The sequence below is a fragment of the Streptomyces sp. 7N604 genome (assembly GCF_052245475.1).
GTDB lineage: Bacteria > Actinomycetota > Actinomycetes > Streptomycetales > Streptomycetaceae > Streptomyces.
Genome location: NZ_JBQQBX010000003.1, coordinates 53,126 through 67,070 on the forward strand (window position 1 = coordinate 53,126; position 13,945 = coordinate 67,070).

At 69.8% G+C, this 13,945-nt stretch carries 14 protein-coding genes; 7 read left to right on the forward strand and 7 right to left on the reverse strand.

Annotated elements, in window-relative coordinates; genetic code table 11:
- The first annotated feature begins 160 nt into the window (after positions 1-160).
- The 5 genes from tal (at position 161) to ACTWP8_RS04090 (ending at position 4,943) form a co-directional block, all read left to right on the forward strand.
- Positions 161-1,285: a transaldolase gene (tal, locus tag ACTWP8_RS04070; protein WP_443320762.1), complete on the forward strand. Its 1,125-nt coding sequence runs from the start codon at positions 161-163 to the stop codon at positions 1,283-1,285.
- A 2-nt stretch (positions 1,286-1,287) separates the two neighbouring features.
- A complete protein-coding gene (locus tag ACTWP8_RS04075; RefSeq protein ID WP_443320763.1) occupies positions 1,288-2,538 on the forward strand; it encodes an NAD(P)/FAD-dependent oxidoreductase in 1,251 nt (416 codons plus the stop codon).
- A 186-nt stretch (positions 2,539-2,724) separates the two neighbouring features.
- Positions 2,725-3,087, forward strand: a complete 363-nt coding sequence (locus tag ACTWP8_RS04080; protein WP_443320764.1) for a DUF488 domain-containing protein — start codon at positions 2,725-2,727, stop codon at positions 3,085-3,087.
- Between the two features lie 253 nt (positions 3,088-3,340).
- Positions 3,341-4,054, forward strand: a complete 714-nt coding sequence (gene folE / locus ACTWP8_RS04085) for a GTP cyclohydrolase I (RefSeq protein ID WP_443320765.1) — start codon at positions 3,341-3,343, stop codon at positions 4,052-4,054.
- Positions 4,047-4,943, forward strand: a complete 897-nt coding sequence (locus ACTWP8_RS04090) for a RibD family protein (RefSeq protein WP_443320766.1) — start codon at positions 4,047-4,049, stop codon at positions 4,941-4,943. Before folE ends, ACTWP8_RS04090 begins: the two co-directional genes overlap by 8 nt.
- A 114-nt stretch (positions 4,944-5,057) precedes the next feature.
- Here the strand turns inward: ACTWP8_RS04090 and ACTWP8_RS04095 are convergent, their stop codons facing one another.
- Entirely contained in the window at positions 5,058-5,333 is a 276-nt protein-coding gene (locus tag ACTWP8_RS04095) for a hypothetical protein (protein ID WP_443320767.1), read from the reverse strand.
- Between the two features lie 131 nt (positions 5,334-5,464).
- Positions 5,465-5,851: a VOC family protein gene (locus tag ACTWP8_RS04100; RefSeq protein ID WP_443320768.1), complete on the reverse strand. Its 387-nt coding sequence runs from the start codon at positions 5,849-5,851 to the stop codon at positions 5,465-5,467.
- A 243-nt stretch (positions 5,852-6,094) separates the two neighbouring features.
- On the opposite strand from ACTWP8_RS04100, the gene ACTWP8_RS04105 reads away from it, so the two are divergent.
- Entirely contained in the window at positions 6,095-6,334 is a 240-nt protein-coding gene (locus ACTWP8_RS04105) for a hypothetical protein (protein ID WP_443320769.1), read from the forward strand.
- 215 nt (positions 6,335-6,549) lie between these two features.
- Here ACTWP8_RS04105 and ACTWP8_RS04110 read toward each other — a convergent pair whose 3' ends face one another.
- Both ACTWP8_RS04110 and ACTWP8_RS04115 read right to left on the reverse strand, forming a co-directional pair.
- Positions 6,550-6,747: a hypothetical protein gene (locus ACTWP8_RS04110; RefSeq protein WP_443320770.1), complete on the reverse strand. Its 198-nt coding sequence runs from the start codon at positions 6,745-6,747 to the stop codon at positions 6,550-6,552.
- 181 nt (positions 6,748-6,928) lie between these two features.
- Positions 6,929-7,474, reverse strand: coding sequence for a thioredoxin family protein (locus ACTWP8_RS04115; protein WP_443320771.1), 546 nt, complete (start codon positions 7,472-7,474; stop codon positions 6,929-6,931).
- 195 nt (positions 7,475-7,669) lie between these two features.
- On the opposite strand from ACTWP8_RS04115, the gene ACTWP8_RS04120 reads away from it, so the two are divergent.
- Positions 7,670-7,837, forward strand: a complete 168-nt coding sequence (locus tag ACTWP8_RS04120; RefSeq protein WP_443320772.1) for a hypothetical protein — start codon at positions 7,670-7,672, stop codon at positions 7,835-7,837.
- Positions 7,838-7,995: 158 nt separating this feature from the next.
- Here ACTWP8_RS04120 and tpg read toward each other — a convergent pair whose 3' ends face one another.
- The 3 genes from tpg to ACTWP8_RS04135 form a co-directional block, all read right to left on the reverse strand.
- The gene (gene tpg / locus ACTWP8_RS04125) at positions 7,996-8,550 is read right to left on the reverse strand and encodes a telomere-protecting terminal protein Tpg (RefSeq protein WP_443320773.1); all 555 of its coding nucleotides are present in this window, start codon (positions 8,548-8,550) and stop codon (positions 7,996-7,998) included.
- A 3-nt stretch (positions 8,551-8,553) separates the two neighbouring features.
- Positions 8,554-10,710 carry a telomere-associated protein Tap gene (gene tap, locus ACTWP8_RS04130; protein WP_443320774.1) on the reverse strand — a complete coding sequence of 719 codons (2,157 nt, stop codon included), beginning with the start codon at positions 10,708-10,710 and terminating at the stop codon, positions 8,554-8,556.
- Positions 10,711-11,118: 408 nt separating this feature from the next.
- Positions 11,119-13,317, reverse strand: a complete 2,199-nt coding sequence (locus tag ACTWP8_RS04135; protein ID WP_443320775.1) for a bifunctional polysaccharide deacetylase/glycosyltransferase family 2 protein — start codon at positions 13,315-13,317, stop codon at positions 11,119-11,121.
- Positions 13,318-13,945: the final 628 nt, after the last annotated feature.

Sequence of the window (13,945 nt, forward strand, 5' to 3'; positions counted from 1 at the left end):
AGGGACCCAGTGCCCCGGCGGAGGGCTCTGAGACAGCGGCCCGGCATGTCACCTCGGCGCTGGTAGGCATCCTCAACGTCGGCGTGCACCTTCCCAGGCGGGATCCTCAGGAACGTGACCGACAGCCTCCTCCGCCCCGCGAAGCGGGAAGGAGGAGGCTGTGAGCGACCCATTGACTGCGCTCAGTGCCTGCGGGGTTTCGGTCTGGCTCGACGATCTGAGCCGGGAACGGCTGGTATCGGGCAGTCTCGCCGACCTGGTCGCCGACAACCACGTGGTGGGAGTGACCACCAACCCCACCATCTTCGCCAAGGCCATCACAGCGGGCGACGCCTACGACGCGCAGCTGCGCGACTTGTCCGTCCGGGGTGTCGAGGTCGGGGAGGCGCTGCGGGCGCTGACCACGTTCGACGTCCGCACCGCCTGCGACGTGCTGCGGCCGGTCTACGACGCCGCGGATGGGGTGGACGGGCGGGTTTCGATCGAGGTCGACCCGCACCTCGCCCACGACACCGGGGCGACCATCGCCGAGGCACGGGCCCTGTGGTGGCTGGTCGACCGGCCGAATCTGTTCATCAAGATTCCGGCCGCCCGCCAAGGGCTGGCGTCGATCTCCGCGTGCCTGGCCGAGGGGATCAGCATCAACGTCACGTTGATCTTCTCTCTGTCCCGCTACGACGCGGTCATGGATGCCTTCCTCGACGGAATGGAACGCGCCCGGCAGGCCGGGCATGACCTCTCTTCGCTCGGGTCGGTGGCGTCGTTCTTCGTCTCCCGCCTCGACGCCGAGGTCGACGCGCGACTGGGCAAGATCGGCACGGCGGAGGCTGCCGAGCTGCGCGGCCGAGCCGCAGTCGCCAATGCCCGGCTCGCCTATCAGCACTACGAGCAGGTCTTTTCCTCGCGGCGCTGGGAGGCGTTGCGCGATGCCGGCGCCCGCCCGCAGCGGCCGCTGTGGGCATCGACCTCGACCAAGGACCCGGCCTACCCCGACACCCGCTACGTGGTCGACCTGGTCGCGCCCGGTGTGGTCAACACCATGCCCGAGGCCACCCTTCGTGCAGTCGCCGACCACGCTCAGGTGCCCACGGACTCGGTGCGCGGCCACTACGCCGAAGCACAACAGGTGCTGAACCGGCTGCAGGCCCTCGGCATCGACTACGACGACGTGGTGCAAAAGCTCGAGGACGACGGCGTGGCCGCGTTCGACGCGAGCTGGGACCAGCTCCGCGAGCAACTGTCCGCCACCCTGCACGCACAGCCCGCAGGACCGTACAGGAGCTGACTATGGCCTCGGACACGACGCACCTGATCGTCGGAGCGAGCCTGGCGGGGGCGAAGGCCGCGCAGACCCTGCGCGAGCAGGGCTTCGAGGGCCGGATCGTCCTCGTCGGCGAGGAGAACGAGCGCCCCTACGAGCGGCCGCCGCTCTCGAAGGGCTATCTGCTGGGCAAGGCCGAGCGGGAGGAGATCTACGTCCACCCGCCCCAGTGGTACGCCGAGCACGATGTCGACCTGCGCCTCGGCGCCACGGTCACTGCCCTTGACCCAGCCGCCCACGAAGTGACCCTCGCGGACGGCAGCCGCCTGGGCTACTCAAAGCTGCTGCTGACCACCGGTTCCTCGCCGCGCCGCCTTCCGGTGCCTGGCGCCGACCTCGACGGCGTGCTCTACCTGCGCCGACTCGAAGACAGCAACCGCATGAAGGAGACCTTCGGGTCCGCATCCCGTATCGCGGTCATCGGCGCGGGCTGGATCGGCCTGGAGACCGCGGCCGCCGCCCGCGCCGCCGGTGTCGAGGTGACCATGCTGGAGAGGTCAGAATTGCCGTTGCTACGGGTGCTGGGCCGCGAGGGCGCCCAGATCTTCGCCGACCTGCACACCGACCAGGGGGTCGACCTGCGCTGCGGTGTCCAGGTCGCCGAGATCACCGGCACCGGCGGACACGCGAGGGGCGTGCTGCTGGCCGACGGAAGCCTCATCGACGCCGACGCGGTCATCGCCGGCGTCGGGATCACCCCGAACAGCCAGCTCGCCACGGCCGCCGGCCTCGACGTCGACAACGGCATCCGCGTGGACGCTCACCTGCGCTCCTCTCACCTGGACATTTACGCTGCCGGCGACGTCGCCAACGCCTTCCACCCTCTGCTCGGCAAACACATCCGCGTCGAACACTGGGCCAACGCCCTGCACCAACCGCAGGTCGCGGCCAAGGCCATGCTCGGCCAGGACGTGGCCTACGACCGCATGCCGTACTTCTTCACCGACCAGTACGACCTGGGCATGGAGTACACCGGCTACGTCGAACCCGGCGCCTACGACCAGGTGGTTTTCCGCGGCAGGACCAGCACAGGTGAATTCATCGTGTTCTGGCTCGCCGACGGCCGGGTACTGGCCGGGATGAACGTGAACGTCTGGGACGTCACCGACCCGATCCGCGCCCTGGTGACCTCCGGCCAAGCGGTGGACGCCAAGAAGCTCGCCGACACCGACGTGCCCCTGACTGACCTTCTCGACCACCCCGATCGGGCCGGGTGATACCGGAAGGGAACCCGCTGAGGTGGCCCGACACCGTCCAGGTCGGGTCCTCCATCGTCGGTGCCGGACAGGCCCCGGCGTGAGCAGACGAACCGGCCTGACGACAAGTGGCGCGGCTCGAGATCATCTCTCGTTACTACGTGTTGTCGAAGAAGCGGAGTACTCAGCTTACGAGGAGGTCCCTCCATGGCACGCAAGAGGTCGGTGCACGTCCGCAGGGTCTACGAGGCTCCAGCGCAGGCCGACGGCGCCAGAGTGCTGGTCGACCGGGTCTGGCCCCGGGGAATGACCAAGGAGAAGGCCCACCTCGACGAGTGGTGCAAGCAGGTCGCACCGTCCACGGAGCTGCGCAAGTGGTACAGCCACGACCCCGAGCGTTTCGCGGAATTCAGCCGCCGCTACCGGACCGAGCTCAAAGATCCGCAGCACGCAGACGCACTGGCGCACCTGCGCGACCTCGCCAAGGACCGGACCCTGACACTCCTTACCGCAACCAAGCATCCCGAGATCAGCGAGGCCGAGGTGCTCGCCGAGCTGCTCCGGGGCTGACAGCCTGGGTCAGCTGAGCTCCGCTCTCGCAGGCGGACCCACGGGAGGCCTTTGCGAGACGGACACGGAAGATGCACAACCGCAGCGTCGGTGGGTGCACACACGGCGGGTAGCGCGACGGCGCCGACGGACACGGCACCTCAGTGCGCTGCCGCACGAGGCATCGTGAACTCGCTCAGCGGTCACGCAGAGATCGGTCGATAATGGAAGCGGCCAACTCCAGCGAGACATTCGTCCCGTCTTGAGGCTGCATATGAACGATCAATCCACGCAGATGAACGGCCCTCCGCCCGTCGTAGGGCTGGTCGGCGAACGACTCGTACCCCTCACGGACGAGGTCGAGTGGGCGGCCGTGTCGCCGCGGCAGATCACCCCCGAAGAGTGGCAGCGGTTCGAGGACTACCTGAAGGAGATTCTCGGGGCGCTGGGCCTGGCCGTCGGGTCAGAGGCCACGGCCGACACCCCCCGCCGCTTCCTTCGCGCCCTCTTCGACGCCACCAGCGGGTACGAAGGCGACGAGAAGCTGGTCACCGCCTTCGAGACCGAATGCCACGGCGGTTCGGACTGCCGGATCAGCCAGATCGTCGAAGGGCCGATCCCGTTCTTCTCCCTGTGCGAGCACCACAGCCTGCCCTTCTTCGGCAAGGCGTACATCGGCTACATCGCCCACGAACACATCCTCGGACTGTCCAAGCTGACCAGACTGGTGCGGCTGTTCGCCCGCCGGTTCTCGATGCAGGAGCGCATCGGCCGCCAGCTCGCCGAATCGCTGCAGCAGCTCCTGCAGCCACACGGCGTCGCGGTCCACTTGGAAGCGGTGCATCTGTGCACGCAGATGCGCGGGGTACGGGAGATCGAGTCCAGTACCCGTACCACCCACTGGCGGGGCACCTACGACGAGGATCCGCAACTGCGTGCCGAATTCTTCACGCTGTGCGGCCAACGGGGCCTGGCCGGACATGGCTGAGCACACCGCCACGCATCCCGCCGGCGGAACACCGCCAGGCTCGTTGGAGCCCCTGGAGCTGCTGTACGAGGAGGCCGGGCAGCCCCGCTTCGGTCTGCCTCCGGCGCTCGCCACGGCCTACGGCGGCGATCTGGGCTTCACCCCGCCGTGCGTGTACGCGAACTTCGTCACCTCCATCGACGGAGTGGTCGCCCTCGGCCCCGAATACCCGTCCTCCGGCTCGGCGATCAGCGGGCGCGAACCGGCGGACCGCTTCGTCATGGGACTGCTGCGCGCTTGCGCCGACGCCGTACTCATCGGAGCGGGCACGCTCCGGGCCACGCCCGGCCACCAATGGACACCCGACCACGTCTGTCCGCAAGCAGCCCCCGACTTCGCCGAGCTACGGCGCAGCCTGGGACGCGCCACCCAACCGGACCTGGTCGTGGTCACCGCGAGCGGCGACGTGCCCACCGAGCACCCAGCCCTGCAGTCGGGCGCGCTCGTGGCGACCACAGTGGACGGCGCCCGCCGACTGGACGGACGTTTGCCGGCAGCGTGCACGCTACTCACCGCAGTCGAAGGATCCACCCTCCGTATGGCCGACGTCCTCGCAGCCCTCCGCGCCCACGGACACACCGCGGTGCTCACGGAGGGTGGGCCGCACCTCATCGGTCACCTGCTCGGTGAGGACCTGCTGGACGAACTGTTCCTCACGACATCCCCGGTGCTGGTCGGCCGTGCCGACACCTCCCGACCTGGGCTGATCGAAGGGCTCGAACTGCTGCCGAACCGGCCGGCGTGGATGGATCTGATCAGCACGCGGCGACGGGATTCGTACCTGTTCCTCCGCTACCGACTTCGGCCGCCACGCACACACGCCGGCCCGCAATCATCGTTGCCCAGTTGACGCAGGCCGAATGCGACGGCGATGTCGCGCGCTCAGGCCGTGCCATCGGCCGCGTCGTCCTCGGCGTCCTCGGCGAGGATGCCGTAGACGGTAGCGACCGAGGGGTGCTGCTCGTCAGCGGTCGTGATCGGCGTCCTGTGGGCGTCGGCTGAGCTCGGCGGCGTATTCCGAGCGTGCACTGCCGGCGGCTTCGGCCCATTCGGTGGCCGTTTTGATGGCAACGCCGAGGACTTGGCCAAGGACGGCGGGAGGCATCTGGGCGGCGAGGTCCAGCAGGGCGCGGCTGCTGCGGGCGACCCACAGGACGAAGCCGCGGGCGTCGTACCGCATCACGGTGCCATCGGCGAGCCAGGTGTCGATGTCGTCCTGCGTGCAGGCGACGAGTGTCATGAGTCAAGAAGTTGGCACAGTTTGATCTCGCTCGGGTCGGGATTCTCCATCTTTGGAGGGGCTCCTCATCGTGTTCGCGTGAGCGTGGGTAGGCGACCGGAAGGAGGTCTGGCGCGGTGTGTGGCCTCCGATCAGGGGCGGCGGCCCGCAAGGACGCAGAACTCGTTCCCCTCCGGGTCGGCAAGTACGACCCAACTCTCATCGCCTTGGCCGACGTCGGCGTGTCGAGCACCTAGGTCGAGCAGGCGACGGACCTCTTCGTCTTGCTCCCTGTCGGTTGGGTTGACGTCGAGGTGGAGCCTGTTCTTGACGGTCTTGCCCTCGGGCACGTGCGCGAATGTCAACGTCGGTGGCACTGGGCCAAGGCGGTTCTTGCCTTCAGGCACCATAGGGGAGCCAATTGTGACAATTCCGTCGTCTTCGTCTTGCACCTCGTAGTCAAGGACCGAGCACCAGAACCGGGCGAGACCGTGGGGATCGGCACAGTCGATCGCAAGCTCGGTGAACTTACTGGTCATGTCAGGACCTCCCAGTCAAGTAGCGGGTCCGCCAAAGGCCACACGCCAACCGCAGTGTTCGACGGCGAGGTAAGCCGCACGTGGTGTGCGTTCGTCGAGGGCCTGGTGGGGTCGCAGAGTGTTGTAGGTGTGGTCGGAACAGGTTGAATTCGACGGCGAGGGCGTTGCCGTCGCCGGTGGTGGCGCGGTAGAGGTGTTCGTACTTCAGCGTGCCGAAGAACCGCTCGACCACGCCATTGGTTTGTGGGCTCCTCACCCTTGTGCGAGGTCGAGGGCCCGTTCGGCCTCGACAACGGCCCGGCGGAGGCAGCCGAGCGCATCGGAGCCGCGGGACGTCGGGGTGACGACGGCGGCGAGCCCGCCGCGGGCGATGACGCGCTGGCCGGCGTGCGCGATTACGCGTCCGATCCCGAGCAGGCCGCGCGTCTGTGGACGCTCTCGGCCGAGCTCACCGGCATCGACGCGTTTGCGGCAACCGCCTAGCGTCCGCGAGCGGGGGGGCGCACCGCACGGCAGCCCCAGGGTCGGCCCTGCAAGCTGGTCACGACGGCGGCCCTTCCCTCACCATCGCTCGCCTGACATGTGTCCCACCGCATTCCCGTTGGCAGATGGCAAAGCTCTGACCTGCAGGGCTGCCAGATGGTCCGAGAATGCGGGCTGGTGTCATCCTCACATGAGTTGGCCTCCGCGGAAGGGGGTCACGCGGCTGGCAGCGGTGCCGGTTCGGCAGGGCCTTTCCACCAGACGAAGACCTCGGTGCTCGGCCGGCGTTCGGAGAACCGGCCCGACGGGGAGACCTCCCGCAGTAGTCGACGCAGGTCTGCCTCGAAGTCGTCGCGGCGCGTGCCGTACAGGTGCGGAGCCGAGAACGACATCGAGAACACCCACGCGACCACGTCGTCACCCCTGCGCTCCAGAGCCTGTCCGCCGGGAACGACACGGCGCTGGGGACCGGAGAATCCCGCCCGGTGAGTACCGAGGCCTCATCGCCGTGTGTTCCCTGCGGCACGGAGATGTCCCGGATGGTTGCCGCATCGTGGCCCGGCCGACCCGCGAGACGCTGTACGACTGGTGCCATCACTCCCGCCATTTGATGGAGCAGCCCAGGCTTGGCCGGTGCGGCTCGGGTACCGGCTCACCGGCCAGAACGTGAGTGATCGCATCCTGAAGCAGTTCACCGGTGACCGGCTTGCCGCTCCCCGGCGTGGAGTCGTCCATCGCGCCGCGGTAGGCCAACCGCCGCTGGGTGTCGTAGAGGAAGAAATCCGGCGTGCAAACGGCCTGGTAGGCCCGGGCGACCGTCTGTTCGGAGTCCACCAGGTACGGGAAACTCCAGCCTGCCCGCCGGGCCTGCTCAGCCAGATGCTCGGGCCGGTCGTCCGGATACGCGTCGGTGTCGTTGGCGCACACGCCCACCACCGTCAGGTCCGGGTGGCGGGCGAGCAGCCTTCCCAGCCCGGCCTCGACGTGGCGGACGTAAGGACAGTGGTTGCACAAGAACGCGACCAACAGCCCAGGCGCAGCAGCGAAGTCGTCGCGGCGGACAGTCCGACCTGCCAGATCGGGCAGCGCGAAGTCCGGTGCGGGCGTACCCAGTGGCACCATCTGTGACGAGACAGCCATACGGGCGATCCTAGGGACCTTGGATCGCGGCACCGTTCCGGCTCGCCCACCGTGGCGACCTTCTCGCTTTACGGAACTCGGGTCGCTGGTCGAAAGGCCTTGTCCCGAGCTTGGCGTGTTGCCGAGGTTCAAAGCTGGGCGGCACCGCGGACGTCGCCGTGTCGCACCGAACCGCCGCGCCGCCAGGAGCTGCAGATGGCCCGCTCGCTGATGGACGCGGTCACCGTGGACTTCCGCCTGGAGAAGCAGCACGACGCCTACCGGCACGCCCTGGAACAGGTCTTGGCAGCCCGCCTGGAGGGCCTGAGCCCCCGCACGCTCCGGAAACCGTGCGGGTCGAAGGCGGCGGGGTCGTGGACCTGACGCCAACCGACACCACCGTCGCCCTGAACGGGCAGTTATGGGACCGCAGGTGCGTGTGCCGACAACTGGGTGCTCAACCGGCCATCTTTCGTGGGTCACCGGCCAACTGAGGCGCTCAGTCACAAGGTGTTCCTGGACCTCCGGGGGCCTCGGACTTTTCAGAACGACACGTCGAAGTAGTCGACGTCGGTGAACTCGACTTCCAGGCCCTGGGCGCGTCGTCCGCTGTCCTGGAAATAGATCTCTTGCAGTCCTTCGGCGACGATCTGGCGCAACTGCTGGTCGCTGGCGCCCTGCTGCTGGGCCTGGAAGAGGCGGTTGGCGTACTCGGGCGGGAGGTGCACGGTCAGCCGTCGCAGCCGCGGGTCGTCGGTGGTGCCGATGGGCGCGGTGTAGCCGAAGCGGGCCCGGGTCTCGATGGTGATGCCGGTGGCAGCGGCGGCCTGCCGGCGGCGGCGCTGGCGCACCCGCGGCTGCCAGCGGCGGCGGACCTCGGCATCGATCCGGTCCGCGATGGCCCGGGGCGGCTTCTTCCGCTCACCCTTGAGATAGCGCTCCACGGAGCGCTGGGTGACGCCGAGCAGGTCAGCCACGGCCTTGGTGGTCTTCAGCTTCCCCAGCAGGAATTCCACCCGCTTCTGGGTCGACTTCGGGGGCTCACGGGTGAAAACCTCCTGGTCCGCGCGGTGGAGGGCGTCGTGGATATCCGTCACGGCTCACTCTCCTTCGTCCATGACGGCGTCGCCGCCCTTGATGTGGCGGGCCGGGTTGTAGCCCTGCTCCATCAGGTCGACCGCCCACGCCATCTCCTGGACGCCCTCTACCTTGGCCAGGCCCGGGGTGGCGCCGAGGCGGAACGTGCCCGGAAGTACCTTGCCGTCGTCGGTGAGCGGCAGGAAGTCCAGCGGCGAGGGGCCGGCCGACGGGTAGACGACGCAGTCGGACAGCACGGCGAGGGGGTACAGGCCGGACGCCTTCGCGGTGTTGAGCATCTTGCGGTGCATGTTCACCCTCGCCTTGGAGATGACCGCGGCCCGGATGTCCGGCCGCCAGGTCGGGCGCTCCAGGGCGGGCCAGCGCTTCCCGTCGCGGTAGTGGCGGCCCTGCGGGCGCTCCCTGAGTTTGCCGATGCCGCCCTTGACCGTCGACTTGATCGCGGACAGCACGCACGCCAGGGCCGGGTCGACGTCCTTGTGGTGCTCCATCGCGGCCAGGAACACGGCCTCGCCGACGTCCTTGCCGACCGGGACACCGAGGTCGGCCATCGTCGTCACGTACGCGTCCTTGAGCCGGTCGTGCCACGGGTCCAGGTACGCGCCGGTCTCGTGGCGCAGGTACGCCTCGAGCGGCCGCACGTCGGCCCCGAGCTCCACCGCGTACGCCACGGTCGGCGTGGCGTACCAGGCCGGGCCCTCCGGCCGCTGCCCGGACGGGGTGAACGGCGACGGCAGGCACGGGTCCAGCTCGATGTGCGAGAGGTCCACGAACCAGGAGCCCGGGTGCTTCTTGTCGAATACGGGCGCCTTCACGTGGACCGGCTCGCCCAGGCCGACCGTCAGGCGGGCGGCGGCCGCGAGGAAGGCCGTGTTGATGTCGATGCCGACCGCGAAGGGCAGCAGGCACTCGGCATCCTCCAGCAGCTTCGGATCGCGCACCCACTGGTACGCCTCCTCATCCAGGAATCCGCCGGACCAGCCCTGGGCGACGGGGTGCTCGATGGGGGCCTCCGGCGGCGCCGGGTCCACCGGGTGCGTCAGCGCGCCGGGGTTCGGCCCGGGGACCCAGGTGCCGGTGGCGTTGTCGCGTACGGCGCGGGTCGGCGGGCGCAAGCTCGTCATCAGCTCCAGCCCCGACACCGCGGTGGAGCCGCGCGGGGTGATGACGCGGGTGGCGTAGACGCCCAGGATGCGAGCGAGTTCCGCGGGGTGCAGCTCGGCTGCGTTGCCCCAGGCGCGGGTGTCGAGCGCGTCCCAGGACAGGATCGCCAGTTGTACGCACTGGCGCTGCCCGCCCTGTGCTGGGCGGTAGATCCGCGCCCACGGCCCGAACCCGCGCTGCGTGAGCTTCCACTTCGCGCGGGCGATCTGCTTGACCACCGTGTGGTCCTCCGGCAGCCGCAGCGACCGGCGGGCCTCCGGGCCCTCCAGCCGCGCGGGCAGGCCGAACCGCTCGGCAGCGGACTCGGTCAGCACGATCAGCGGGTCGGCGTCCTTGCCGTTGCGGTGCAGCCGCGCAGCGCCGATGCCGGACTCCGTGAGCGTCCACTCCACCAGTGCCGGGACGGTCGTCGCCGGGCAGTCCAGCACCACACCGCCGATGCAGTACGCGGCCCCGTCCCCATCCAGCACGGCGAGGGGGCCGTTCGGGAACCGCGGATCAACAGCGGGCGCGGCGGCCTTCTTCGCCGCTGGACGGCGCGCCGTCGACGTCCTCGCCGTGCTCCTGGTCGCGGCCACGGGCCGGGAACTCGCAGCCGCCGGAGCCGGAACAGCGCTGGGCGCAGCCGGCGCCGGCGGACCGGCAGCAGGCCCGCCGGCAACGCCCAACGGCCCGGCGGCGACCTCCGGCGCGGCGGGCGCCACAGCCGGCGCACTCCCCGTCCCGGCCTCCCCCGAGGGAACCGGGTACAACGCGGCAAGGCCCTCCAGGAGACGGATATAGGCCGCACGCTTCGGCGGCCGCGGCTCCTTACGGCCCGCCTCCCAATCGGCCACCGTCTCCCGCCGCACCTTCAGCGCCCTGGCCACCTGAGCCTGCGTCAGGCTCGCCGCCGTACGCAGCCGCTCCCGCTCCCCCGGCGGGGGCAGAATCCCGCCCGCCTTCTCCAGCAAAGCGTCCACCGCCGCAAACAGACTCTCCTGCTCCGCAGGCATGAGCAACACCACCTCCCACCCCGACACTAGCGGAAACACACACGAGACGTACACGGAACACCCCCAACCCCCCAGGGCGTCCCCACACGTTCACCCATCCACTGACAACCCCCTGCAGAGCAGCGAGCGGCGCGACAGGAGCCGGGGCAGACGCAAGACCACACGCACGACAACGCGCGGGCACAGACCCTCGCACGAACACGCCGGCCCCCGCACAGCCCGGCGAACGGCTCGCGCCCAACGACCCTGCCAGGGGCCGCCTGCCGGGAACACCGGCACCGGCTCCTGGGGATGCAAGACATCGGCATGAAGGGGGAAGCAGGAGCAGTGAAGGACGAGGCAATGCCGGGCACAGACCACGGACTGCGTTCACGCGAGAGGCCATCCAGCCCCGGAGACGCGGAAGGTTCACCGCTCGGGACTGGAAGGCTGAGGAGGCAGCATGACCTCTCCCGTGCGCCTGAGCCGCTGCCAGGGCAACCGGTAACCCTTGACCGCAGTGAGACAGGCCTGCATAAGGACCAAATACATCAACTGACGGTAGACCACCTGCTGGAGGGGAAGTGCCCACAGCGGCCGGAGCCTCTCGCCGTCGAGGCGGAAGGCATAACCGGCGCAGAGCAACTGCACCACCAGCACGGCCGTCCACGCGGCCATCGTGCCCAGGGGATGGCGGAACACCAGGCCGTAGAGAGTCAGGATGTCGATCAGCGGGGCCAGGAGCGGCGTGATGATCTGGAAGACCGCCAGCAGCGGCAGACCCACCCGGCCGAAATGGCCCGCATGGCCGGGCTCGATCAGAGCCCGGCGGTGTTTCCACGCGGCCTGGATGGTCCCGTAGCTCCACCGGTAACGCTGGCGCCACAGCTCCCGCAACGAACCCGGAGCCTCGGTCCAGGCCCGGGCGTCCGGGGCGTAGCCGACCTCCCAGCCCGCCCGGTGCAGAGCCATGGTGACATCGGTGTCCTCCGCGAGGGTGTCCGCACTCATCATCCCGCAGCTGCGCAGAGCCGCGGCGCGGAAAGCCCCCACGGCGCCCGGGATCGTCGGCAGGCAGTGCAGCAGGTCGTACATCCGGCGGTCGAGATTGAAACCCATGACGTACTCGATGTGCTGCCACCGCCCCAGCAGCCGCCCCCGGTTGCCGACCTTCGCATTGCCGGCCACCGCGCCGACCCGGGGATCGGCGAACGGCTGGATGAGATGATGGACCGTCCAGGGGTCGAAGACGGTATCGGCATCCATCAGCACGACCAGATCACAGGACGCGGCCCGGATACCGGTGTTCAGAGCCGACGGCTTGCCCCCGTTGGCCTGCCGGATGACGGTGAGCCCGGCGATACCCAAGGAAGCGGCGATACCGGCGGTGGCATCGGTGGAACCGTCATCCACGACGATGATCTCGACAGGGTGACGGCCGGCGGACAGGGAACGCAGGGTCGTGGCGATGCACAACTCCTCGTTGAAGGCCGGGATCACCACACTCACGGGTTCGGTGACGGGCCGGTTGTCGCCGGGGCCGGGCGGCCCGCGGCGGCGGTGGCGGTGGGCGTGGTGGTGGGCCAGGACAAGCAGCAGCAGGCACCGTCCCAGAATCAGCGAGCCGACCACCAGGAGCAGCGTGGTGACGACCGAGACGGCCGTCGCCGAGACGCCCACGGCGGCCACGAAGATCTTTCCCTGCCACAGCCGAGCCCCCTCGACAGGGTGGGTGAGGGCGCCCGCGCCGACGATGTCGTCGACGGTGGTGAACCGGTAGCCCTGCGCCTTGAGCCGGGGGATCAAGGTGTCCAGGGCCTTCACGGTCTGCGACCTGTCACCCCCCGCGTCGTGCAGCAACAGAACGGCCCCCTGCCCCGGGGCCTGCGGCAGCGCGGCATCCACGATCCGCCCGGCACCCGGCCGCTGCCAGTCCCGGGTATCACGATCGATGAACGCCAGAAGATAGCCCCTCTCCCCCAGGCGCCGGGCCACAGACCATGACCGGTCATCCAGCGCGCCGGGCGTGGAGGAATACGGCATCCGCAACACGGAGCTGTTGATACCGGCCGCACCGGCCAGGGCAAGCTGGGTCAGGGCCAGTTCCCGGTCCGTCTCACCCGCCGACACCGCCGTCAGGTCCGGATGGGAAAAGGTGTGCACGCCGATCTCGTGGCCCGAGCGGACCAGATCCCGCACCAGACCCGGATGACGGGCCGCCTGCTGACCCGTCACAAAGAACGTCCCGGGAACACGGTAACGATCCAGCACCGCCCGCACCTTAGGCGTCCACGTGGCATCGGGACCGTCATCGAAGGTAAGGACCACCGTCCTCGCCGGAGTACGGTAACTGCGCACCTGCCCCCGGGTGGTGTCCACAACCGGACCGCCACCGGCGATATGCCGGGGCACAGAAGCGGCCGGCCCCCCGGCGCGTGGCTGCTGATCACCCGCGAAACCCCGGGTCGTCAGCCCCTGAACCAGCAGAACCGACACCAGAAACGCCAGCAGGACCAGCGGAACGACGACCCGGAAACGACGCCCCCGCCGGGACCGCCCCGGTCCAGGTACGCGCACGGCACGGGAGGCCGCTGGGCGGTGGGGGGACCGGTGACGCCCCTGGTGCATCAGGGGGCCTCGACCGCCGGCGGGGTGGTGGGCGGCACCGTACCCGAGTCCGAGGTCGCGGGCGGCACCTCTGGAGCCGGTGCTGGAGCAGGCGGCACCGGCGGCGCAGGGGCCGGCGGGGACTCAGGCGCAGGCGGCGGAGCGGGCGGGGCAGGCGGCGGCTCAGGCGCCGGGGTGGCCGGTGGCGAGGCAGGCGGCGGGGCGGGGGCCGGCGCAGGCGCCGGGGGAGGCGGGGCGGCAGGCGTCTGCCCGCCATCCGGAGCAGGAGCGGGAGCAGGAGCGGGTGGCGAGTCACCCGGGGACGCCGGCTCCTGCGCCCCAGGGCTCAGGACAGGCGCTGGTACGCCCGGCACCACCAACCCCCCAGGCACAACAGCACCAGGCACGCCAGGCACGCCAGGCGGAGTAACGAGCCCCGGAACAAGCGGGCTCCCCGGGGCGGCGACCGTCCCGGCACCAGGCAGGAAACCGCCCAACGGCCCAGGGCCGCCGGGCACCACCAGAATTGCGCCCCCAGGGCCCTGCGCAACCGGAGGGAACAGAGGAGCCGGAACATCACCGCCGCCGGCACCGGGGAAACCAGGGCCATCGGCTCCCGGCTCGGCGGGCGGAGCGAACACACCCGGCA

What these genes read in the sequence shown, in the direction of transcription:
- ACTWP8_RS04080 (WP_443320764.1), top strand. Translation starts at nt 2,725, where the DNA reads ATGGCACGCAAGAGGTCGGTGCACGTCCGCAGGGTCTACGAGGCTCCA.
- folE (WP_443320765.1), top strand. Translation starts at nt 3,341, where the DNA reads ATGAACGATCAATCCACGCAGATGAACGGCCCTCCGCCCGTCGTAGGG.
- ACTWP8_RS04090 (WP_443320766.1), top strand. Translation starts at nt 4,047, where the DNA reads ATGGCTGAGCACACCGCCACGCATCCCGCCGGCGGAACACCGCCAGGC.
- ACTWP8_RS04095 (WP_443320767.1), bottom strand. Translation starts at nt 5,333, where the DNA reads ATGACACTCGTCGCCTGCACGCAGGACGACATCGACACCTGGCTCGCC.
- tap (WP_443320774.1), bottom strand. Translation starts at nt 10,710, where the DNA reads ATGCCTGCGGAGCAGGAGAGTCTGTTTGCGGCGGTGGACGCTTTGCTG.
- ACTWP8_RS04075 (WP_443320763.1), top strand. Translation starts at nt 1,288, where the DNA reads ATGGCCTCGGACACGACGCACCTGATCGTCGGAGCGAGCCTGGCGGGG.
- ACTWP8_RS04135 (WP_443320775.1), bottom strand. Translation starts at nt 13,317, where the DNA reads ATGCACCAGGGGCGTCACCGGTCCCCCCACCGCCCAGCGGCCTCCCGT.
- ACTWP8_RS04115 (WP_443320771.1), bottom strand. Translation starts at nt 7,474, where the DNA reads ATGGCTGTCTCGTCACAGATGGTGCCACTGGGTACGCCCGCACCGGAC.
- ACTWP8_RS04120 (WP_443320772.1), top strand. Translation starts at nt 7,670, where the DNA reads ATGGCCCGCTCGCTGATGGACGCGGTCACCGTGGACTTCCGCCTGGAG.
- ACTWP8_RS04100 (WP_443320768.1), bottom strand. Translation starts at nt 5,851, where the DNA reads ATGACCAGTAAGTTCACCGAGCTTGCGATCGACTGTGCCGATCCCCAC.